At 61.4% G+C, this 20,132-nt stretch carries 18 protein-coding genes; 9 read left to right on the top strand and 9 right to left on the bottom strand.

Annotation, left to right across the window (positions count from 1 at the left end; translation table 11 throughout):
- Nucleotides 1-12 precede the first annotated feature (12 nt).
- Nucleotides 13-495 carry a 4Fe-4S dicluster domain-containing protein gene (locus D3870_RS20880; protein ID WP_119742973.1) on the bottom strand — a complete coding sequence of 161 codons (483 nt, stop codon included), beginning with the start codon at nt 493-495 and terminating at the stop codon, nt 13-15.
- 276 nt (nt 496-771) lie between these two features.
- Between D3870_RS20880 and D3870_RS20875 the strand changes: the two genes are divergently transcribed.
- A complete protein-coding gene (locus tag D3870_RS20875; protein WP_119742972.1) occupies nt 772-1,185 on the top strand; it encodes a hypothetical protein in 414 nt (137 codons plus the stop codon).
- A gap of 72 nt (nt 1,186-1,257) precedes the next feature.
- Here the strand turns inward: D3870_RS20875 and D3870_RS23130 are convergent, their stop codons facing one another.
- Nucleotides 1,258-3,033: a methyl-accepting chemotaxis protein gene (locus D3870_RS23130; protein WP_119742971.1), complete on the bottom strand. Its 1,776-nt coding sequence runs from the start codon at nt 3,031-3,033 to the stop codon at nt 1,258-1,260.
- Between the two features lie 422 nt (nt 3,034-3,455).
- A complete protein-coding gene (locus tag D3870_RS20865; RefSeq protein ID WP_119742970.1) occupies nt 3,456-3,701 on the bottom strand; it encodes a DUF1488 family protein in 246 nt (81 codons plus the stop codon).
- A gap of 865 nt (nt 3,702-4,566) precedes the next feature.
- Between D3870_RS20865 and D3870_RS20860 the strand changes: the two genes are divergently transcribed.
- Entirely contained in the window at nt 4,567-5,874 is a 1,308-nt protein-coding gene (locus D3870_RS20860) for a cytochrome c family protein (protein ID WP_147375904.1), read from the top strand.
- A gap of 5 nt (nt 5,875-5,879) precedes the next feature.
- Here the strand turns inward: D3870_RS20860 and D3870_RS20855 are convergent, their stop codons facing one another.
- On the bottom strand, nt 5,880-6,209 hold the full coding sequence (locus tag D3870_RS20855) for a hypothetical protein (protein WP_119742968.1): 330 nt from the start codon (nt 6,207-6,209) through the stop codon (nt 5,880-5,882).
- Between the two features lie 70 nt (nt 6,210-6,279).
- Nucleotides 6,280-8,523: an aminotransferase class V-fold PLP-dependent enzyme gene (locus tag D3870_RS20850; RefSeq protein ID WP_119742967.1), complete on the bottom strand. Its 2,244-nt coding sequence runs from the start codon at nt 8,521-8,523 to the stop codon at nt 6,280-6,282.
- A gap of 699 nt (nt 8,524-9,222) precedes the next feature.
- On the opposite strand from D3870_RS20850, the gene D3870_RS20840 reads away from it, so the two are divergent.
- Nucleotides 9,223-11,346 (top strand): putative bifunctional diguanylate cyclase/phosphodiesterase, encoded by a 2,124-nt coding sequence (locus D3870_RS20840; RefSeq protein ID WP_119742965.1) that lies wholly within the window; start codon nt 9,223-9,225, stop codon nt 11,344-11,346.
- A 21-nt stretch (nt 11,347-11,367) separates the two neighbouring features.
- On the opposite strand, the gene D3870_RS20835 is transcribed toward D3870_RS20840, so the two are convergent.
- Nucleotides 11,368-11,979: an alpha/beta fold hydrolase gene (locus D3870_RS20835; protein ID WP_119742964.1), complete on the bottom strand. Its 612-nt coding sequence runs from the start codon at nt 11,977-11,979 to the stop codon at nt 11,368-11,370.
- Nucleotides 11,980-12,349: 370 nt separating this feature from the next.
- Nucleotides 12,350-13,513: a hypothetical protein gene (locus tag D3870_RS20830; protein WP_119742963.1), complete on the bottom strand. Its 1,164-nt coding sequence runs from the start codon at nt 13,511-13,513 to the stop codon at nt 12,350-12,352.
- A 293-nt stretch (nt 13,514-13,806) separates the two neighbouring features.
- On the opposite strand from D3870_RS20830, the gene D3870_RS20825 reads away from it, so the two are divergent.
- The 6 genes from D3870_RS20825 to arsH all read left to right on the top strand — a co-directional run bounded on the left by D3870_RS20825 (nt 13,807) and on the right by arsH (nt 17,526).
- Nucleotides 13,807-14,250 (top strand): NUDIX hydrolase, encoded by a 444-nt coding sequence (locus tag D3870_RS20825; RefSeq protein WP_119742962.1) that lies wholly within the window; start codon nt 13,807-13,809, stop codon nt 14,248-14,250.
- 86 nt (nt 14,251-14,336) lie between these two features.
- Nucleotides 14,337-14,651, top strand: coding sequence for an ArsR/SmtB family transcription factor (locus tag D3870_RS20820; protein WP_119742961.1), 315 nt, complete (start codon nt 14,337-14,339; stop codon nt 14,649-14,651).
- Between the two features lie 20 nt (nt 14,652-14,671).
- The gene (gene arsN2, locus D3870_RS20815) at nt 14,672-15,112 is read left to right on the top strand and encodes an arsenic resistance N-acetyltransferase ArsN2 (RefSeq protein WP_119743199.1); all 441 of its coding nucleotides are present in this window, start codon (nt 14,672-14,674) and stop codon (nt 15,110-15,112) included.
- A 211-nt stretch (nt 15,113-15,323) separates the two neighbouring features.
- Nucleotides 15,324-16,394, top strand: a complete 1,071-nt coding sequence (gene arsB / locus D3870_RS20810; RefSeq protein WP_119742960.1) for an ACR3 family arsenite efflux transporter — start codon at nt 15,324-15,326, stop codon at nt 16,392-16,394.
- A 3-nt stretch (nt 16,395-16,397) separates the two neighbouring features.
- A complete protein-coding gene (arsC, locus tag D3870_RS20805; protein WP_119742959.1) occupies nt 16,398-16,829 on the top strand; it encodes an arsenate reductase (glutaredoxin) in 432 nt (143 codons plus the stop codon).
- Complete coding sequence (gene arsH, locus D3870_RS20800) at nt 16,822-17,526, top strand: arsenical resistance protein ArsH (RefSeq protein ID WP_119742958.1); 705 nt, start codon at nt 16,822-16,824, stop codon at nt 17,524-17,526. Before arsC ends, arsH begins: the two co-directional genes overlap by 8 nt.
- Nucleotides 17,527-17,573: 47 nt before the next feature.
- Here arsH and alr read toward each other — a convergent pair whose 3' ends face one another.
- Both alr and D3870_RS20790 read right to left on the bottom strand, forming a co-directional pair.
- Nucleotides 17,574-18,731 carry an alanine racemase gene (gene alr / locus D3870_RS20795; RefSeq protein WP_119742957.1) on the bottom strand — a complete coding sequence of 386 codons (1,158 nt, stop codon included), beginning with the start codon at nt 18,729-18,731 and terminating at the stop codon, nt 17,574-17,576.
- An 18-nt stretch (nt 18,732-18,749) separates the two neighbouring features.
- A complete protein-coding gene (locus tag D3870_RS20790; RefSeq protein ID WP_119742956.1) occupies nt 18,750-20,039 on the bottom strand; it encodes a D-amino acid dehydrogenase in 1,290 nt (429 codons plus the stop codon).
- Nucleotides 20,040-20,132: the final 93 nt, after the last annotated feature.

The raw sequence follows: 20,132 nt of genomic DNA, 5'->3' as shown, positions 1-20,132 counted from the left end.
TTCTCCTCTGGGCTAGGCGCTTGCCTGGTTGCCGAGCTTGTTGGCCCACTGGCGCATCTTGTCGAGCCCGGTCCAGTCGGCATCCACATAGGTGATCGCGCCGGTCGGGCAAGCCGAGGCGCATGCTGGTCCGGTCACGTTGTCGAAGCACAAGTCACATTTCTGCACCTTGCCGGTGGACTGCACATAGTTGACCGTGCCGAACGGACAGGCGATGGTGCATACCTTGCAGCCGACGCAGATGTCTTCCGCGACGATCTTCGCGCCGGACACCGCATCGATCCGGATTGCATCGACCGGGCAGGCGTGCAGGCACCATGCCTCGTCGCACTGGGTGCAGGTATAGGGAACTTTCTTTCCTGTGAGATGGAATTCAAAAACCTTGATGCGGGATTTGGCGGGGTTGAACATGCCGTAATTCTCGTAACTGCATGCCATCTCGCATTGCATGCAGCCGGTGCACTTGTCGGCATTGATGTGCAGGGATTTTTGCATTCGTCGTCTCCTTTTTCGGCGCGTCGGACGTACGGAACATCGTGTTGTTGTGAAGCGGTGCGTGCTGTGGATACGCTGGCAGCTGCCTTGGCGGCAGTCACGCAAACGATTATGGGTGTGGCGATAACACATCTGGCTTGCTTGTCGCCAGAACATGATCTGCATCAATGCGCAACTGCAACAGAATCCAGTTGAATTATTGCCAATTGGTTAAATGGCAATAAATTACGATTAGAATGTCCGGCTGGAAAAACTAAGCAACTAAGCAGCAGAACCATGTCCCGAGAAGAAAGACTGAGTTTCAGCAGCCGTTTGCAGCAGGCGCTGCAAAATGGCCACTATTCCCCTGATAGTCCGACCCAGCTGGCCCGCGAATTCAACATGCGTTTCGCGGGGCGGCCCATTTCGGTCCATGCCGCGCGCAAGTGGCTGGTCGGTGAAGCGATCCCGACCCAGGAGAAGCTGCGCGCCCTCGCGCAATGGTTCGGCGTTTCCGCCGAATGGCTGCGCTTCGGCGCAAATGGCGTTTCGGCGCCTGCGGGAAGCGGCGCATCCACCGGCACATCCACCGGCGTGCGCGTGCAGCCGCGCGATGTCGCGACGATCGAGATCCTGCGCCGCCTTGACGACCGGCACCGCCACATTGCGGACACCGTGATCCGCCTGCTGGCCGATGCCAGTCTGCGGTAGAAAAAACTGCCGTGTCACGCGCGAATCGCTTCAGTTTCGCGTGCGACACGGCACAATGGATCGCCTGGTGATTTACGCTTGACCGCTAACGCGGCCGCGTGTGAGCGTGTCCTGAAACTGCTCCCATTCCTCGCTGGTCGTGGCCTGTACTTTCGCGAGTGGTCTCGGTTGCGCGGTGATGGCAGAGACTGCCGGCGAGGCAATCTTCTGCGCGCGTGATCTGTTCAGCGGGCGCACCGGAGGAACGCGGCGTTCCCCGGCAACCGGTGCGGGTGCGTTCCGGTACGTGGCGTCGAGCTTGAATACGCCGACCGCCTGCGCCAGCTGACCGGCCTGATGCTGCATTGCTTCCGACGCGGCAGCGGCTTGTTCGACCAGTGACGCATTCTGCTGCGTGGTCCGATCCATCTGGATGATCGCCTGATTGACCTGCTCGATGCCGGCAGTCTGCTCCGCGCTGGCGGCAGTGATCTCGGCCATGATGTCGGTCACGCGTTTGACGCTTTCCACCACTTCCTGCATCGTCACGCCGGCCTGGTCGACCAGCTTCGCGCCGTCATCGACCTTCTCGACCGAATTGCCGATCAGTTCCTTGATTTCCTTCGCTGCCGCCGCAGAGCGATGTGCGAGGTTGCGCACCTCGCTTGCGACCACTGCAAAACCGCGCCCCTGTTCGCCGGCGCGCGCGGCTTCGACGGCCGCGTTCAAGGCAAGAATGTTGGTCTGGAACGCGATGCCGTCAATGACGCCGATGATGTCGACGATGCGTTTCGACGACGCGTTGATGGATGCCATCGTGTCCACCACTTGCGACACGACGTTGCCGCCCCTGGCCGCCACTTCGGAGGCCGACACGGCAAGTGCGTTTGCCTGCCGCGCATTGTCCGCATTCTGTTTTACCGTCGACGTCAGTTCCTCCATCGACGAAGCGGTTTCCTCCAGCGAGCCGGCCTGCTCTTCGGTACGCGAGGACAGGTCCTGATTGCCTGCCGCAATCTGGCTCGATGCGGTGGCAATTGTGTCCGTGCCGCTGCGTACCTTGGCAACGATGTTGACGAGGCTCTCCCGCATGTCCTTCATTGCAAACAGCAGGCTGGTGCGGTCGTCGCTCCTGGTTTCGATGGGCACGGACAGGTCGCCGTGCGCGATGCGGTTCGCCACCTCGGCCGCATAGTCCGGTTCGCCACCCAGCTTGCCGGTCAGGTTGCGCGTGATCAGCACGCCGAGCACCACGCTCATCAACAAACCGCAGGCAACCAGCACCGTCATCAAGGTCCGGCTCGATTGATAGAGTGCGGTGGCATCTTCGGCGGCCGCGTGCGCCTCCTGTTCCTTTTGCCTGGACAATTCCGCCAACTCGTGGTCGAGGATATCGGCGAAGCCGCGTGTCTCCGACATGGCCTTCGACAGTTCCGCACTGCGCTGCTGCAACTGTTCGGACGCGCCAAGCGCATAGGTCTTTTGCGTCGATTGCTGATAGTCGTTCCACGTCCTGGAAAAGCCGGCCAGCAATTCCTTCGCGCGCTCGCCGGCGAACAACGGTTTGGCCTTTGCCATATTGCTTTGCACGGCTTCGGCGTATTTTTGTGTCAGCTCCTTCTGTTTCTCGCGTTCTTCGGTACTGGTTGCGAGCAGATAGTTTCCGCGCGCACGACCGAGATAGATCAGGTTGATGTTGGCTTCCTTGATGTAGGAAAGCCCGAGCAATTCGTTCGCGTACAACTCGTCGTTGCGGTCGTTGATTCTGTGCATGTTGAAAATGCCGATCGCGGCGACAATCGCCCCGAACAACGCCACCAGTACAAAGGCGGCGATCAATCTGGTTCCCGTTGACATGGACTTGAACATGTTTGCTTTCCCCATTATTAGATAAAGCGTCCCATGCGCGGGAACCGTGATCCGCCGCGCCGCGAAAAAAGGATTGAATCGCGAGATTCAAGACTGCGTGTGTACTCGCGCCGCTCGCAAGGCCAGAGGCATTGGTCAAGCGCTCTTGATGCTGGCATATACATGCAGCCGCGTGAAACAACGACAGCACGTGCGGACCGCCATATCTGCGACAGCCGGCGATGCCGGCGAATCCTGGTGACTGCCAATGGAAAAATGACATGCGTCTGATGCGGGTTCGCGCCGCCGGAACCGCATCGCCATTCGCATGCCGTTCCCTCAGAGCGAACCACTGGAACGGTAATCGTGTTGCTGAAACCGGATGCCTTGCAGCAGGCAGTCCGCTTGAAAACGGGCGGCGTTTTCACACCCCGCCTGTCCTGTCAAAAATCGGCGGCGCCCAGCTTGATCGGCCGCGGAAAGCCGTTGAGGAATTTGTGGCGTGCTACCGCGTCAATGATGTTTTGATTTTCCTTGTACGCGGCGATCGCGTCACTGCGCTTTTTCGGAGTCCTGAAGTGAGCGGCCAGTGCTTCGGTCGATATGAAGGCCAGAAACTCGTCCTTCTCGATCTCGATCGAAAACCACAAGCCGTCCCGTGCGCCGTCGTTTGTATAGGTGGTTGTCATGTCTCCCTCCCGGCATTTTGTGTGTGCGGAAATTAGACCCTTCGGCAACCGTCGGTGCAATCCCATATATATGGCAGGGAGCCTGGCCGTTGCCTGCACGGTACCGCATCACTTCAATTTGTCAGGCGTACTTCTCTTATGCGCAAGCGAATTTCAAGATGACCATAGGCAGTATTTGCAAAATTGCAATGAAAGTGAAGTACCCGAATTCAATCCTGGCGGATTCGCAACGAAAGTGTCGCGTCACGTTAACACCGACAGGGTCACGAGCCGATCATTCGTTGTCTGGCTGCGACACAGGCGACGGCCATGCATGGCGCATGTCCCTGCGTTCATCCTTGTGACGATAGAAGCGCGCCCAGATGTTGATACAGCGAGATATATCACTTCTCGTGATGTCGTCCATGCGACCGGCTCTCCGGTCAGCTGCTGGCGACTCGGGTGGAATGCGTTTGAATGCCTGCTGCGCGCCGAACGACGCTGATGGCAAGACTGGATGTTTTTCCATGACGACCTCTGCATGTCGATCCGACATGTCGTGTCGAGTTTGACCATGGGATGCGGAACAAGTGCGCGGATTGGTGTGCTGATTCGTTCATGCCTGTGCACGATTTCGACGAGCTGTTTTCAGTGCGAAGCAGCACGAAACACTCGACGCGGCAAGCGCGATTTGCATTCAAAAAACGATGTTGCAAATGCAAAATTATTCTAAAAACTCTTCCCCTCTCCGCGCCACATATAGCCGTTACTGCTGAACAAGTTCGAACCGCTGCATTTGCGGATCGAAGAGGCTGGTGCGTGACACATCGCTTCTTTGCCGAATCGGTGAAGGGCTCAATCAATTATTGTTAAGGAGAATTTGCTCATGTTTAGAGCCATGAAAGATCTTGTGACCAGTTGTGTTCCATGCTTGCCGACGACGAATCAAGAACCACATGTGGTCGTTGCATCGCCGTCGCCTCGTGTCGTGGTTGCTGCACCTCCGACGTCGGCTGCACTTCCGGCACTGCATTCTTCTGGAAGTACGGCGCGTCGCGCATTGATGGAGGCGTATGTGCCGACCCGACGCGGTTCGTCGGCCTCGCTGGCGGCAGTGCCAGGCGAGGCACTCGCGGTGGCGTCTCCTGGACGGCGAGCATCACTGTCGGGGATCAATCAGAACATCTCGGTTGCGGAACTGAAGGCGCAGTTCCCGCTGACGCCTGTGCAGGAGTTGAAGCGTACGCTCAGAAAATCCGAACTCTTTCGAGGCATGACGAAATCGGCGACGACAGATGAGGCCCTTGCTGCCATCGTCCGTAATGGAAAGGGTGCCATGCCGATGTTCTGGGGCTTTCAGGATGCCGCGCAAATTTCGGACAGCGGAGTCAACAGCATGAAGGCATTCAAGGCGCTCGGCGAAACGACCGGGATCATCGAGCCGGTCCTGATCCTGGCCGATCTGCATGCTGAGCACAATCAGATCCCTGCAGACATGGCCAAAACGTACTATGCAGCTGCCAGGGAAAAGGCGGATGAGCTGAAGATCAAGACAGTCACATTGAGCGAAATTTACGCAAAGCTTGGGGTCACGACCGATGACATTGCAGACCTTGGAAAAACGCTGATTCAAGGTCCGAAGGGCGACGCACCTGACATTCCTAGGCTGGATGGCGACTACATGGGCAAGTTGAAGCAACAGGCCAAAAGCCTTTGCAATCGATATCCGGATGTCTTCAAATCTGTCCTTGAGGGCAAGAAGACGAACAAGGAAAAGGATGCTTTCTTCAGCGAGAAAGGTTTGCACTACGCTCAATATCGTGCCGGCGAGGAAGAAATTTTGCGACGCTTGCCGGAATTCTTTGGACACGAGGGCGTGTTGCCGACGCATGTGGGCGATCCCGCATCGTCCGAGAAGATTGGCGTGAAAGGCCTGTTCATCAAGGCCATGGATAAGGACAACAAGGTCACGATCAATATTCCGTGGGGGCATGAAGAAGCAAAACCGAAGACGACTGCGAAAGAACATGCAGCATCCGGCTCAAGTGCGCCTGTGAAGAAGACAAAGCCGCTGAACGCGAAGCAACTAGCCACAAAGGCGGCAAAAGAGGAGCGGGCAAGGTTGGCCAGGGAGCAACACGAAGCCCGTTTGCAAGCGCAAGATCAGCCTGACGCTTCAATCGAGACCGCATAGAGCGCTTACGGGCAAACACGGGGCAACAATAGTCCTGCCGCGATACGCCGCCGACCGCGCCTGGTCGGCGGCTTTTTACGCTCAAATTCGGCGAGGAAGGTTCCATCGTCGGCATCCTGTGCGATGGCGGCGAGCGCTATCTGCACCGTTATTACAAGCGCGACTGCTTGCGCGCGAACGGCATTGATATCGATGCCGTCATGGCGCGGATCAAGGCGTTTGCGTCCGAAGGCGGGCAGCAGTGGGCGCTTGCCATTGGCAGGCGACAGGCCTGACGGTTCGTGCGTGTGGCGGATGCGATCGAGATTCTTCGCTGCGCTCGGAATGACAATCAACTGCGTGCCGTAATCACGAAATATGCCTGCGATTGGCTCAGGCTGCAGTTGGCCGCATGAGCCGCACCCGCTATGCCGTCGCCTTCAGCGCGACGCCGCCGGCGAGATTCCACGCCTTGGCATAACCCAGCCGTCGCAGGGATGTGGCGGCGGCCATGCCGCGATTGCCGCTGCGGCAGAAGAAGACCAGCGGACGCTGTTCGCTGCCGCCCAGCCATTGGCCGACCCCTTCCGCAAAGCGGCTCAAGGGGATGTTGAGAATGCGGGTATCGACCACGGGCAGATCGGAGAAGCTGTGTTCGCAGGCTTCGCGCACATCGACCAGCAGCGCATCCGGTTGTTCGCGCAGAAAGCCGCGCAGGGCGTCCGGTGCGATGTTGATGCTGCTGCGGCGGTCGGGGGGTGCGTCATGGATCGGCTCGTTCGACTGTTCGCTGCCGGCATCGGTCTTGTCGGTGATCAAGGTGTCGCCGGACTGCGGCGTTCGAGCATGCGGCGAGTGGGCGTCGCGCTCGGCGGCGAGGGTGGTGACGAAACGGTTGTGGACATCATGCGCGGGACAGAGCAGGCTGTCGTCGCCGATGGTGGCGGTCAGCTTGTGCAATGCGGCGTGCACAGCGCCTGCACGCTCCGGTGCGCCGTGCAGGATCGCATCGCCGGTAAAGGCGTAACGCACTGCATCGGCCGGTAGCCTTTCGTCTGCATCGGGCGTACCCGCCAGGTAGGCAAGGCTGTCCGCCGCGTGACCGGGCAGCGTCGTGCGGGCCAGCACAATGCCGCCCAGCGTCAGCGCCTCGGCCCGCTCGCCGTCCGCGAGCGTTACCGTGCGATGTCCTGCGGGCCAGCCGAACGCATCAACGTTGCCTGCGGCCATGCAATCGGCCAATGTCGCGGCAAGGGCGGCGCGGGCCGATTCATGCGGCGCATGAGCGCGGGTATCGAGTATGGCCAGCACGCGATGGTTCTGGCAGCGCACATAGGCTTCCAGACGCGCCGATAGCTGCGGCACGGGATCGATGATCACGCAGCTGCGGCTGGCCGCATCGGCCAGCAACCAGGTGCAGGCCTGGTCGGCGACGAGTTGCGTGAGACCGTGTTGCGGCGCTGTGTCTGCATTGGCGGATGGCAGCCGGCAGCTGCGCCGCAGGGCTGCACCGCAGGCTCTGATTCTTTCGCAGGCGGCGGCGATGTCGTGCAAGGTCGCGGCCGGACCGAAGGATAGCCGTATGGCCGAGGCGGCACGCGCGGCGGGAATGCCCATCGCCAGCAGCACGTGGCTGGGCGATGCCTTGCTCGAATTGCAGGCCGAGCCGGTGCCGACGCGCACGCCGGCGGCGTCGAACAGATCCAGCAATTCCTTGGCAGTAAATCCCGGCACGGAAAAGTTCAATGTCGTCGGCACGGCGAGGTCGAGCGGCGTATTGAACGCCAGCTCCGGCAGTGCGTCGCGCAATGCCGCGATCAACTGTTCGCGGAAGGCATGCAGCGCCGCATGTTCGCGAAACGCGTCGCGCTGTTCCAGCGCCTCCAGCACCGCGCCCAGCGCGGCGATGCCGCTCATGTTTTCGGTGCCGGAACGCAATCCGGATTCCTGACCGCCGCCAGCCAGAAGGGGCGTGTACGGCGCGCCGTTGCGCAGGTACAGCAGGCCGATGCCTTTGGGTGCATACAGCTTGTGGCCGGAGAATGCGGCATAGTCGATGCGGGTGTGCGCCAGGTTCAGCGCGAGCTTGCCCAAAGCCTGCACGCCGTCCACCAGCCACAGCGGCTTGACGGCGCAGGCGGCGAGCGCGTCTTCGATGCCGCGCAGATCGGAGATGACGCCGGTTTCGTTGTTGGCGGCCATGGTGCAGACCAGGCTCGCGTGCGGCGCATGCGTGCGCAGGAAGGCCAGGTCGTGACGGCCGTTCGCGTCCACCGGGATTGCCTCGATCCGGCAACCGAGTCCCAGCACGCTGTTCCAGTGCGCGAGACTGGCCGGTACCGCCTTGTGTTCGGTCGCGCCGTACAGCAGCAGGCGTCCGGCATGCTCGCCGCGCTCGCGGAGGTCGCACAGTGCGGACAGCACGGCGGTCTGGATGGCTTCCGTCGCGCCGCTGGTGAACAGCACGCGGCCATGCTCCGCACCCAGCACGCGCGTTGCCCGGTCGCGCACGTCTTGCAGCAAGGCATTGGCGCGCAGGCCGGTGCCGTGCGTGCTGCTCGGATTGCCGAAGCCTTCACGCATCACGCGGCTTGCGGCTTCAATTGCCTGCGGCAGCACGGGCGTGGTGGCATTGGCATCGAGGTAGATTTCGTCGAGGTGTGCGTTCATGGCAGTGGATGCGGATGGTTCGGTATGGGAAAGATAACATCAGGGACAAGCTCGCCGGCGCATCGATGAATGTCCCGGCGAGAATGAATGCATCAACGGGCGATCGCCGGCTTCTCGCGCACGTCGCCCTTGTTGTTGATCTGCATGGTTTTCCCTGTGAATGACTGAATGAAGTGCAGTCATCGTAGCGGACGGAGATTTTTTTGAGAACGAATATATTCAGAAGAATATATTTGTTTTCTTGATATGCGAAGTCACGGGAGTCCATTGCACGTGCATGGCGTGCTATCTGACGGCGATCTAAATCCGGAAGGTGAATGACAACGGTGCAAACGATTCGTCACCCCGACGAAAGCCGGGATGACGGCATTGCTCGCTCGATGGCTGGATTCCCGATTGCGTCGGATGCCAATGTGGCGCACAGTTTTCTCGCCGCGCAGCATTCGGCACAGGACGATTTTCAGACGGCACTGTCCGTCTTGAAGGAAAGCCTGGCATGGCGCAAGCACGGCTCCCTGACGCGCGGTTCATTAACGTGCGCACGCATTCGGCAAGCAATCGGATGGTCTCGACTTGTCGTGCAAGCAACGACCTCCACGACCCGAATCCCTTCCATGAGAAATTCAAGTTTTCCGTCGCGCTGACGATAAGGTATTACATCCCCTTGCGCCGTAACAGGCAGCTTTACAAGGACACGAAGTGGCTTATCTGGTTGGTGCTTACGACAGCAGGCTTGTCATACTTTCCATCGCTGTTGCGATTCTTGCATCGTATGCGGCACTCAATCTCGCCGGACGCGTTGTCTCGTCACAGGGTCGGACGTCCTGCGTCTGGCTGATCGGCGGCGCAGGCGCCATGGGTGCCGGCATCTGGTCCATGCATTTCATCGGCATGCTCGCCTTCCGCCTGCCGATCCGGATCGGTTATGACCTTGTTGTCACCTTGCTGTCGCTCGTGATCGCCGTCGCGGTATCGGCGTTCGCGCTGTATCTGGTGAGCCGGCCCAGGGTCGGTTGGAGGCGGCTTTGCATCGGCGGCGTCGCGATGGGTCTGGGCATCGCGGCGATGCATTACACGGGGATGTACGCGATGCGGATGTCCCCGCCCATCAGCTACGAACCTGCATTGTTCGCGGCGTCGATCGCGATTGCGATCGCGGCATCCATTGCCGCGCTGTGGATCACGTCCACGCTGCGGGATGACAGCTCGTCGATGGCGCAGACGAAGAAGCTGGCCAGCGCCGTCGTGATGGGCATGGCGATCATCGCCATGCACTACACCGGCATGGCCGCCGCCAATTTTGCGGGCGACAGCGTCTGTCTTGCGCGCGGCGGAGTGGACAGCCACTGGCTGGCGATCACCATCGCACTTGCGTCGATCGGCATCCTGGGCGTCACGCTGCTGCTGTCGGTGGTCGATTCGCGCCTGGCGTCGAAGACTGCGCGGCTGGTGCAGTCGCTGCGCGACGCCAACAGCAAGCTGCAGCATCTGTCGCTGCACGACAGTCTGACCGGGTTGCCGAACCGCGCCCTGCTGGAAGACCGCATCAATCACGCGATCGCATCGGCGCAGCGCTCGGGCAGGCTGGTGGCGGTGATGTTTCTCGACCTCGACCGCTTCAAGACGATCAATGACTCGCAGGGCCACCACTACGGCGACAAGCTGTTGCAGGCGATGGCGGCCCGGCTGACGGCGACGGTGCGCCAGCTCGATACCGTGGCCCGCATCGGCGGCGACGAGTTCGTCGTGCTGCTGGAAGAAATCGGCGACCCGCAAGTGGCGGCGCACGTCGCGCAGAAAATCCTCGCGGCGCTGTCGGATCCGTTCTCCATCGAGCATCAGGAACAGCACATCTCGTCGAGCATCGGCATCAGTGTCTATCCCAATGACGGGGAGAGTCTGCGCGCGCTGATGGTCAATGCGGACGGGGCGATGTACCACGCCAAGAAAATGGGGCGCGGCAATTACCAGTTCTTCACATCCGAAATGAACACCGCGGCGCGTACGCGGCTGGCACTGGAAAAGAACCTGCGCAGCGCGATCGAGCGCAACGAGTTCATGCTGCATTACCAGCCCAAGGTGGATATTCGCACCGGCGCGATGGTGGCGGTGGAAGCGCTGGTGCGCTGGAACGATCCGCAGAAGGGCCTGATCTCGCCGGCCGAGTTCATCCCGCTGGCGGAAGAGCTGGGATTGATCATCCCGCTGGGCGCGTGGGTGCTGATGACGGCCTGCCAGCAGAACCGGCAGTGGCAGGATGCGGGGCTGCCGCCGCTGCGCGTTGCGGTGAACCTGTCGGCAGTGCAGTTCAGGCAACGGCATCTGGTGGAATTCATCACCCAGGTGCTGGACGATGCCGGCCTTGACGCCGCATCGCTCGAACTGGAGGTCACCGAGAGCATCCTGATGCAGGATGCCGAGGAGGCCGCGCTCATCCTCGCGAATCTGCACGCCATGGGCATCCACATCTCCATCGACGATTTCGGCACGGGCTATTCCAGTCTCGCCTACCTGAAGCGCTTCCCGCTCGACACGCTCAAGATCGACCGCTCGTTCGTGCGTGACATCAGCTCCGACCCGGACGATGCCGCCATCGTCAGATCGGTGGTCGCGCTCGCGCACAGCCTGCGGCTGAAGGTGCTGGCCGAAGGTGTCGAGACGGAGGAGCAGCTGGCATTCCTGCGCGCGCTCGGCTGCGACGAGTATCAGGGGTATTTCTGGAGCAAACCTGTGCCGGCAGCGGAGCTGGAAGCGATGCTGCGCACGCGGGCTGCGCACCCCGCACTCCCCGCGCAATCCGCTGCGGATACGGCAAGCGCGTAGGCGCTGTTCTTTCTGCCTGCGTCAGGCGTACGCACTCACCACCGGCGCAACGCCATTCTCCACGTCGGCAAGCGCTTGCCGGATGATCTCGACCGCGTACAGGCTCTGGGTGATTTCGTAGTGGTTGCTTTCCACGTCGATCAGCCGGATGTCCTGGCGCTGCCGCATCGAGTCGAATGTGACCACGCCGTCGTTGGGCGTGACCATCAGCGGCGACTGCCCCTTCAGGCTGACCATGTTGATCCACGGATGACGGATGGTGAATTTTTTCGCGTCCATGATGGGCGCGCTCTTGGGCTGGATGTCGCGGATCAGCTGGTTGAAGGGCAGGATGTATTTGACGATTTCCGCCGCTTCGCTGCCGCCGTAGGGCGTGCTCATGGTGACCGCGCCCAGCACGCGATCCGGGATCGCGTTGGCGAGATGCAGCGCATAGATGCCGCCGAGCGAATGCGCGATGAAGAAGATGTCCCTCACACCGTCCAGCCGTACGAGCATGTCCTGAAAATTGTTGTAGAAACCGTTCGTGCTGTCGTACTCGAGCACGATCTCGGGGAAGCGCGTGATTTGCGAGCGGATGAAGTTGAAACTCTCCGCCGTTTGGCCGTTGCCGTGGATATAGACGATATGCATCAAGATCCTCCTGTCAGCGTCAAAAAAAAAGCCCGCGGTTGAAGGCGGGCTTGAATCCAATCTCAGGAGAGACTTGGAGGAGACAAATGAATTGTATGCGGCGACGCAGCATCTGGCCAATTTTCATTTTCTATAGCTGCTATCACCTGGATGAATAATGCGTTTCCGTGATGCAGGTAATTTTTTCACTCATCATGCTGGAGCGAGTGTTTTCCGCGATTGTCACCATCGGCGCAATGCCTTTATTGGCGCGGGTTTCAGCCTTCCATTTCGAGCCGGCGGCGAATGCGGCTGCCGTGCAAGCTAGTGCCATTCCGGCATGGAGAGGCATGTAAAAACGACACGGCGCACACCATTTTGCAGCGCAATATCATATTGCCGCGTTGACAGAAGTGTGGTTTTTCCAGAACAGTGACTTGCCGAAAACGTACTCCATGGCTGTCGCTAGCGCCAGCAGCGTGGAGCCGACCGCGAGGATGTGCGTGGGCGACAGCCTGGTCGCGAGCGCCCAGAACATCAGCAGCGAAATCATGCGCAGGCCCCACAGCACGAATTCGCGCGCGAAGATGCGGTCCGACAGGCTGCCCTGGATATCCAGCGTGCGCTGGTTGAGCACCTGTTCGCTGGCGGCGAGGAACGGACCGCCGGCCGATTTCAGCACCGTATAACCGATGTACAGCGCCGGTATCCATGCGCTCGCGCCCAGCAGGACGAAGGCAATGCCGACCACCAGGCACGAGCCGCCCAGCCAGTGCACGCGGTTCTGCACGCCCCGGTTCTTGCGCGTGAAATAAAGAGCAACGCCGCCGGCCAGACCGGCCACCGTCGCCACCCAGCCGAAATGGCTGGCCGAGTTCAGCGCCTTCACCGCCCCGGCGGACGCCAGCGCCTGGCTGATGCCGAACAGGCCGGATTCGAGAAAGAAGAGCGGCAGGCAGGCGATGAATTCCGGCTGCCGGATCACCGACAATGGATCCCTGATCGATACCGGCGGCGTCTCCGGTATCCGGTTCCCCAGCAACGCGCCGCCCGCGAGGCAGATCGCGCCATACAGCAGGTAGACATAGCGGCTTTGCTCCGCCGTGCCGGCGAGCAGGAGCGTCGCCACCAGCGTGGTCACGATGCCGAACACCACGGTCAGCGCGCCCGAATGCGCCGCGTAGCCGTCGCGTTCGGCGTCGGCCAGCAGCGACATCTCGAGCCAGTGGCGCGCACTCCAGCTCAGGCCCACAAAGGAGCCGTAGGCCAGCGCCATCACCGCGATCGAGCCGTCGCCGCACAGGATCAACAGACCCGGTACGAGAAAGCCCAGCTTGAGCAGGCGCTTGCCGGTCAGCTTCAGGCGCGGACCGAAAAGATAGGCGAGGAAGGTGGCGGCGATCGCCGTCGTGAGCATGCCGGCGGTGAAGCCGAACAATGCATTCACGTCATGCGCACGCATGATGAAGAAACCGATGAAGCCGGCCAGCGTGCCGACCGCACCTTGCAAGGCGATGAGGGGAAGCAGGGCGCGCTCGTGTGAGGAAATATTCATGAATGATGTCGATCGGGCACGCGGCCCGAATGCGCAAAAGCAGAAGGGTGGCAAAAAGCCCGTGCACGGATTGGTGAATCGTCATGCCGCGCGGACGCGCGGATGCGGTATCGGCCAATGCAGCCGGGTTCGAATCGTATTGAATGGCGGTGTGACCAGTGCCGTGCGGCTATAGTTCAATGTGGAAACAATACTGCAAGACAATTTGTCAAAGGCGGGCATGCAAGGCGGCGTGAACTGCCGCGTCGCGTGCCGCTCAACGGATATTGCGAACAGGAACCGGATTGGCAGCAATGACAAAAACTTCAGCATCGACAGGACGGGCGACCTCGTGCGGCACGCTTGTGATCAATGCCCGCGGCGAGCTGCTGCTCTGCCACGTCACCGGGCAGGCGCACTGGGATATCCCGAAAGGATTGCGCGACCCCGGCGAGTCCGCGCTCGACGCAGCGCGACGCGAGCTGCGCGAGGAAACCGGTCTGCAATTCGAGGCAGGCGAATTCGAGGACATAGGTAATTTCGATTACCGGCGCGACAAGCGCCTGCACCTGTTCCGGGTGCGCGCGCCGCAAGACATGGACAGCCTTGCGCACCTGATCTGCACCAGTCATTTTCCGCACCACATCACGGGCCGGCCGACGCCGGAGATGGACGACTTTCGCTGGGCCGTGCGCGAGGACATCAGCCGGCTGTGCGCGCCGAGGATGGCGGCGCGGCTGCTGGCGCTGGAGTGGTAGTCCGGCGATGCAGGATTGAGCCGGGATTGACGGCTCCATGCAAAGGCCGGTTTGCCAATCGTCGATATTTCCACTATCATCGAAACATGGAAACGAAATCCGCAATCACCGCCCTGGCCGCGTTGGCCCAGGATTCGCGCCTTGCCGTGTTCCGCCTGTTGGTGCAGGCCGGGCCGGAAGGCATGGCCGCCAGCCGGATCGCCGAGGCGCTGGACATTCCGCCGTCATCGCTGTCCTTCCATTTGAAGGAGCTGACCCACGCCGATATGGTGAGCCAGACCAAGGACGGCCGCTCGCTGATCTATGCGGTGAACTTCGACACGATGAATGATCTTGTGGCCTTCCTGACCGAGAACTGTTGCGGCGGCGCGCCATGCACGCCGGCCCGGAAGCGTCGTTGATACACGAGGAAATTCGCGAGATGAAATTCGATATCCGCCCCGCCGTGCCGAGCGATCTGCCATCGATTCTGAATCTGCTGCAGGAGAGCGGCTTGCCGTTTCAGGATGTCGATCTTGCACGCTTGCGGCGGTTTCTGGTGGCGGATGCCGGCTCCGGCATCGCAGGCTGCGTCGGCCTGGAATGCCACGCAGCGGATGCCTTGCTGCGCTCGCTGGCGGTGCAGCCTGCCGTGCGCCATGCGGGATTGGGATCGCTGCTGGCCGCGGCGATCGAGGAAGAGGCGCGCGGCATCGGCGTCACCTCGCTCTACTTGCTGACCATGACGGCGGCGGACTTTTTCGCGCGGCGCGGTTACCGCGTTGTCGCCCGCACAAGCGCGCCGCAGTCGCTGCAACAGACGACCGAGTTTGCGGGCCTGTGTCCATCGCAGGCAGTCTGCCTGCACAAGAGATTGACATGACATCGCCGGGATATCGCTAGTGTCCTGAGTTAGAAATTCGCTGCATAAAAGATGACGAGAATCGCACCGATACTGCGTCAAAAATGCTCGCAAGGCCTCGGCCTTGCTGTGCTTTTTTCCTTGTCTCGTCGCGATTTCATCACTTTTATTTGCAACGAATTTTCAACTCAGGACACTAGCCCCGGCTCTTCTTGAAGCAAAGTATTCTTCCATGAACGCCTCCTCTGCCGCATCAACCGCCCGCCACGCCGCACCCGCAATCGGCTTCTTCGAACGCTACCTGACGGCATGGGTGGCGCTGTGCATTGTCGCCGGCATCGTGCTGGGACAGCTTTTTCCTGGCGTCTTCCACGCCATCGCGCGGCTGGAAATCGCGCAAGTCAACATCCCGGTCGGCATCCTGATCTGGGTGATGATCATCCCGATGCTGATCAAGATCGATTTCGGCGCGCTCGTGCAGATCAGGAGCGAATGGCGCGGCATCGGCGTGACGCTGTTCATCAACTGGCTGGTCAAGCCGTTCTCGATGGCGCTGCTGGGCTGGATTTTCATTCGCCATCTGTTTGCCGGCTGGCTGCCGGCGGAGCAGCTGGACAGCTACATCGCCGGCCTGATCCTGCTGGCGGCCGCGCCCTGCACCGCGATGGTGTTCGTCTGGAGCCAGCTGTGCAAGGGCGATCCGTATTTCACGCTGTCGCAGGTCGCGCTCAACGACGCGATCATGATCGTCGCGTTCGCCCCGATCGTCGCGCTCCTGCTCGGCTTGTCCGCGATCACCGTGCCGTGGGATACGCTGCTCGCCTCGGTCGTCCTGTACATCGTCATCCCGGTCATTCTGGCGCAATCGATACGCAAGACGCTGCTGGCGCGAGGCAGGGGCGTGTTCGAGCGCGCCGTGTCCAGGCTCGGTCCGTACTCGATCGTGGCGCTGTTGCTGACGCTGGTGCTGCTGTTTGCATTCCAGGGCGAGGCGATCGTCAGCCAGCCGCTGGTCATTGCCCTGCTGGCCGTGCCCATCCTGATCCAGGTCGTGTTCAACTCGGGCCTGGCCTATCTGCTGAATCGCAAGCTGGGCGTGCCGCATTGCGTGGCCGGGCCGTCGAGCCTGATCGGCGCATCCAATTTCTTCGAGCTGGCGGTCGCAACCGCGATCAGCCTGTTCGGCTTTCAATCGGGTGCGGCGCTGGCGACCGTGGTCGGCGCGTTGATCGAGGTGCCGGTCATGCTGCTGGTCGTCAATGTCGTGAATCGTTCTCGTCAATGGTATGAAGCAAAGGCATAAACAATGGATATCACGATCTATCACAACCCGAACTGCGGCACGTCCCGCAACACGCTGGCCCTGATCCGCAACACCGGCGTCGAACCGCGCATCGTCGATTACGTCAGCAAGCCGCCGAGCCGCGAGGTGCTGACGGACATGATCGCCAGGAGCGGCCTGAGCGTGCGCGCGGCGCTGCGCGAAAAGGGCACGCCGTATGCCGAGCTGGGCCTCGACGATCCGTCGCTTGGCGACGAGGCATTGCTCGACGCGATGCTGGCGCACCCGATACTCATCAACCGGCCCTTCGTCGTCACGCCGATGGGAGTGCGGCTCTGCCGTCCGTCGGAGCTCGTGCTGGACATCCTGCCGTTGCCGCAGCAAGGTCCGTTCACGAAGGAAGACGGCGAAGCCGTGATCGACGCGCAGGGAAAGAGGACGGCGAAAAATGTCTGACCAGCTCGCCAACCTGCCGAACATCAACGGCGCGCATCTCGACGTGCCGACACTCGACAAGCTCGACCCGGCAAACGTGTCGACGCATCCACCGCGCATCCTGCTGCTGTATGGCTCCTTGCGCGAACGCTCCTACAGCAAGCTGCTGGTGCAGGAAGCGGAGCGCATCCTTCAGCACTTTGGCGCCGAGACGCGCGTGTTCGATCCGCACGGATTGCCGATGGTCGATAGCGTCGCACCGGATCATCCCAAGGTGCAGGAACTGCGCAGGCTGTCGGAATGGTCGGAGGGCCAGGTCTGGTGCAGCCCGGAGCGGCACGGCACGCTGACCGGCGTGTTCAAGTCGCAGATCGACTGGCTGCCGCTGGAAATCGGCGCAATCCGCCCGACCCAGGGGCGCACGCTGGCCGTCATGCAGGTTTCGGGCGGCTCGCAATCGTTCAACGCCGTCAACGCGTTGCGCGTGCTCGGCCGCTGGATGCGGATGGTGACCATCCCGAATCAATCATCCGTCGCCAAGGCGTATCAGGAGTTCGACGAAAGCGGACGCATGAAACCGTCGCCCTATTACGAGCGGCTGGTGGATGTGATGGAAGAGCTGTACAAGTTCACGCTGCTGGTGCGCGACCGTGCGGACTACCTCACCAGCAGGTACAGCGAGCGCAAGGAAGAGATGCGGGAGCTGCCCGCGTTGTAGAAATGCCGCGACCGCCGCACCGTGTACGGCCGGTCGCGCAATATCGTTCACGCCGCGCGCAATGCGGTGCGATTCGATGCCGCCTGCGGCAGGTCGTCCTGCGGTGCGAGGTATTCGCGATGGTAGCGGCGGCCCAGGCTCGTCAGGATCTCGTAGCCGATGCTGCCGGCCAGCGCCGCGACCGCATCGACCGGATGTTCCGGGCAGATCAAATCCACCAATGCGCCAGCGGCCAGTTTCGCCTTGTCGATCCCGGTCACATCGAGCGTGATGCTGTCCATCGATACCGTGCCGACGAACGGCACCCTGACGCCGTCGATGAATCCGGCTCCGCGATTGCTCATCGCGCGCAGCCAGCCGTCGGCATAGCCGACGGCTACCGTCGCGATGTCGCGTGTGCCGGTGGCGCTGTAGCTGATGCCGTAGCCGACGTAATCGCCCTGGCGGATGGTGCGGGTCTGGATGATTTTTCCTTGCAAACGAACCACGGACCGCATCGGATTGGCCATGCCGGCCACCGGCGCGATGCCGTACAGCGCCGCACCGGGCCGCACCAGATCGAAGTGGTAATCCGGCCCGAGGAAGATGCCGGAGGAATTGGCCAGGCAGGCCGGCATGGCGGGAAAGCGTGCGCGGATCGCATGGAACTTCCGCAACTGCGCGGCGTTCATGGGATGGTCCTGGACTTCGGCGCAGGCCAGATGGCTCATCAGGTAGCGCAGTTCCAGCGGTGCAAGGATTTCCGCGTCCGGCAGCAGCACATCGATCTCCTCATCCGGCATGCCCATGCGCGACATGCCGGTATCGACCTGCAGCAGCGCGGGCAGGCGTGCATTCATCTGCCTTGCCAGAGCGGACCATGCCGTCGTCTGCTGCAGGCTGTTCAATACCGGAATCAGATTGTGCGCGACGAATTCGCGCTCCGCGCCGACCGGCGGCCCATGCAGGACGAACACCTCGGCATCGGGCGGCAGCACGGCGCGCAGGCGGATGCCTTCATCGAGATGGGCGACGAAGAAATGCCGGCAACCGTCGTTCGCGAGCACCGGCGCAACCTGTTGCGCGCCCAGGCCGTAGGCATCGGCCTTCATCACCGCGGCACACACCGCTCCTCCAGTGCGTGCCCGCAGCAGGCGATGGTTGTCGCGTACTGCATCGAGGTCGATGGTCAGGATTGCGCCGGCGCGCTGCATATCTGCGTTCATGGATGAGAACCCTCGCTTTTATGCATAGGCGGGCGTGCTTGTCGCATCACCATGTGATTTCGCGTAGCGCAGCACTGACAGGCTGTCCGAGCTGATCGCCGGCTTCCTGCCGGAGATGAGATCGGAAATCAGTTGGCCCGAACCGCAGGACATGGTCCAGCCCAGCGTGCCGTGGCCGGTGTTGAGGAACAGGTTCTTCACGGCGGTGCGGCCGACGATCGGCGTGCCGTCCGGCGTCATCGGGCGCAGGCCGGTCCAGAACGTCGCTTGTGACGTATCGCCGCCGCCCGGGAACAGGTCGTTGACGACCATCTCCAGCGTGGCGCGCCGTTTCGGGTTCAGCTCCTTGTTGAAGCCGGCGATCTCCGCCATGCCGCCGACGCGGATGCGGTCGTCGAAGCGCGTGATGGCGATCTTGTAGGTTTCGTCGAGGATGGTGGACACCGGCGCGGATTGCGCATTCACGATCGGCACCGTGATGGAATAGCCCTTCAGCGGATAGACCGGAATGTCGACAAGCTTCTGCAGAAAATTCCTGGAATAGCTGCCGAGTGCAACGACATAGGCATCGGCCTGCTCGATGCGGCTGCCGCACACGACGCCTGCGACTTCGCTGTTGTTGAATGCCAGCGTATCGATGCTTTCGCCGTAACGGAATTTCACACCGAGCGCCTCGGCCATCTGTGCCAGCCGCGTGCTGAAGAGTTGGCAGTCGCCGGTCTCGTCGTTCGGCAGGCGCAAGCCGCCCACCAGCTTTTGCCTGACCGCCTTCAGCGCGGGTTCGGCGCGTTCGAGTTCGTCGCGCGTCAGCAGCTCGAAAGGCACGCCGGCATCCTGCAGCACCTTGATGTCCTTGGCCGCGCCCGCGTATTGCTCCTCGGTGCGAAACAGCTGCAGCGTGCCTTGCTGGCGGCCCTCGTAGGCAATGCCGGTTTCCGCGCGCAGGGTCTTGAAGCAGTCGCGGCTGTATTCGGCCAGACGCACCATGCGCTCCTTGTTGACCGCGTATCGTTCCGCGGTGCAGTTCTGCAGCATCTGCCACATCCAGCGCAGCTGGAACAGCGTGCCGTCCGGCGTGATCGACAGCGGCGCATGCTTCTGCACCATCCACTTCATCGCCTTCAAGGGGATGCCGGGCGCGGCCCACGGTGCCGCATAGCCGGGCGAGATCTGGCCCGCATTGGCAAAGCTCGTCTCCAGCGCCGGGCCGGACTGGCGATCGATGACCGTGACTTCGTGGCCGGCCTTGGCCAGATAGTAAGCACTGGTGACACCCACGATACCGCTACCCAGAACGAGGACGCGCATGCCAATCTCCGGTAAATGAAAAATGAATGAAATACGGAATATGCAACTATGCTAACGGTGATCTGCTAGGATTTGTTTTTGTATATAAATCAA

The organism is Noviherbaspirillum cavernae (assembly GCF_003590875.1).
In the GTDB taxonomy this organism is placed as follows: Bacteria; Pseudomonadota; Gammaproteobacteria; order Burkholderiales; family Burkholderiaceae_D; genus Noviherbaspirillum; species Noviherbaspirillum cavernae.
Note: the sequence above shows the minus strand (reverse complement) of the source record. Positions and strands in the feature narration are given on the sequence as shown.

Coding starts and splice junctions, on each gene's coding strand:
- D3870_RS20880 (WP_119742973.1), bottom strand. CDS start 495: ATGCAAAAATCCCTGCACATCAATGCCGACAAGTGCACCGGCTGCATG.
- D3870_RS20875 (WP_119742972.1), top strand. CDS start 772: ATGTCCCGAGAAGAAAGACTGAGTTTCAGCAGCCGTTTGCAGCAGGCG.
- D3870_RS23130 (WP_119742971.1), bottom strand. CDS start 3,033: ATGTTCAAGTCCATGTCAACGGGAACCAGATTGATCGCCGCCTTTGTA.
- D3870_RS20865 (WP_119742970.1), bottom strand. CDS start 3,701: ATGACAACCACCTATACAAACGACGGCGCACGGGACGGCTTGTGGTTT.
- D3870_RS20860 (WP_147375904.1), top strand. CDS start 4,567: ATGTTTAGAGCCATGAAAGATCTTGTGACCAGTTGTGTTCCATGCTTG.
- D3870_RS20850 (WP_119742967.1), bottom strand. CDS start 8,523: ATGAACGCACACCTCGACGAAATCTACCTCGATGCCAATGCCACCACG.
- D3870_RS20835 (WP_119742964.1), bottom strand. CDS start 11,979: ATGCATATCGTCTATATCCACGGCAACGGCCAAACGGCGGAGAGTTTC.
- D3870_RS20830 (WP_119742963.1), bottom strand. CDS start 13,513: ATGAATATTTCCTCACACGAGCGCGCCCTGCTTCCCCTCATCGCCTTG.
- D3870_RS20825 (WP_119742962.1), top strand. CDS start 13,807: ATGACAAAAACTTCAGCATCGACAGGACGGGCGACCTCGTGCGGCACG.
- D3870_RS20820 (WP_119742961.1), top strand. CDS start 14,337: ATGGAAACGAAATCCGCAATCACCGCCCTGGCCGCGTTGGCCCAGGAT.
- arsN2 (WP_119743199.1), top strand. CDS start 14,672: ATGAAATTCGATATCCGCCCCGCCGTGCCGAGCGATCTGCCATCGATT.
- arsB (WP_119742960.1), top strand. CDS start 15,324: ATGAACGCCTCCTCTGCCGCATCAACCGCCCGCCACGCCGCACCCGCA.
- arsC (WP_119742959.1), top strand. CDS start 16,398: ATGGATATCACGATCTATCACAACCCGAACTGCGGCACGTCCCGCAAC.
- arsH (WP_119742958.1), top strand. CDS start 16,822: ATGTCTGACCAGCTCGCCAACCTGCCGAACATCAACGGCGCGCATCTC.
- alr (WP_119742957.1), bottom strand. CDS start 18,731: ATGAACGCAGATATGCAGCGCGCCGGCGCAATCCTGACCATCGACCTC.
- D3870_RS20790 (WP_119742956.1), bottom strand. CDS start 20,039: ATGCGCGTCCTCGTTCTGGGTAGCGGTATCGTGGGTGTCACCAGTGCT.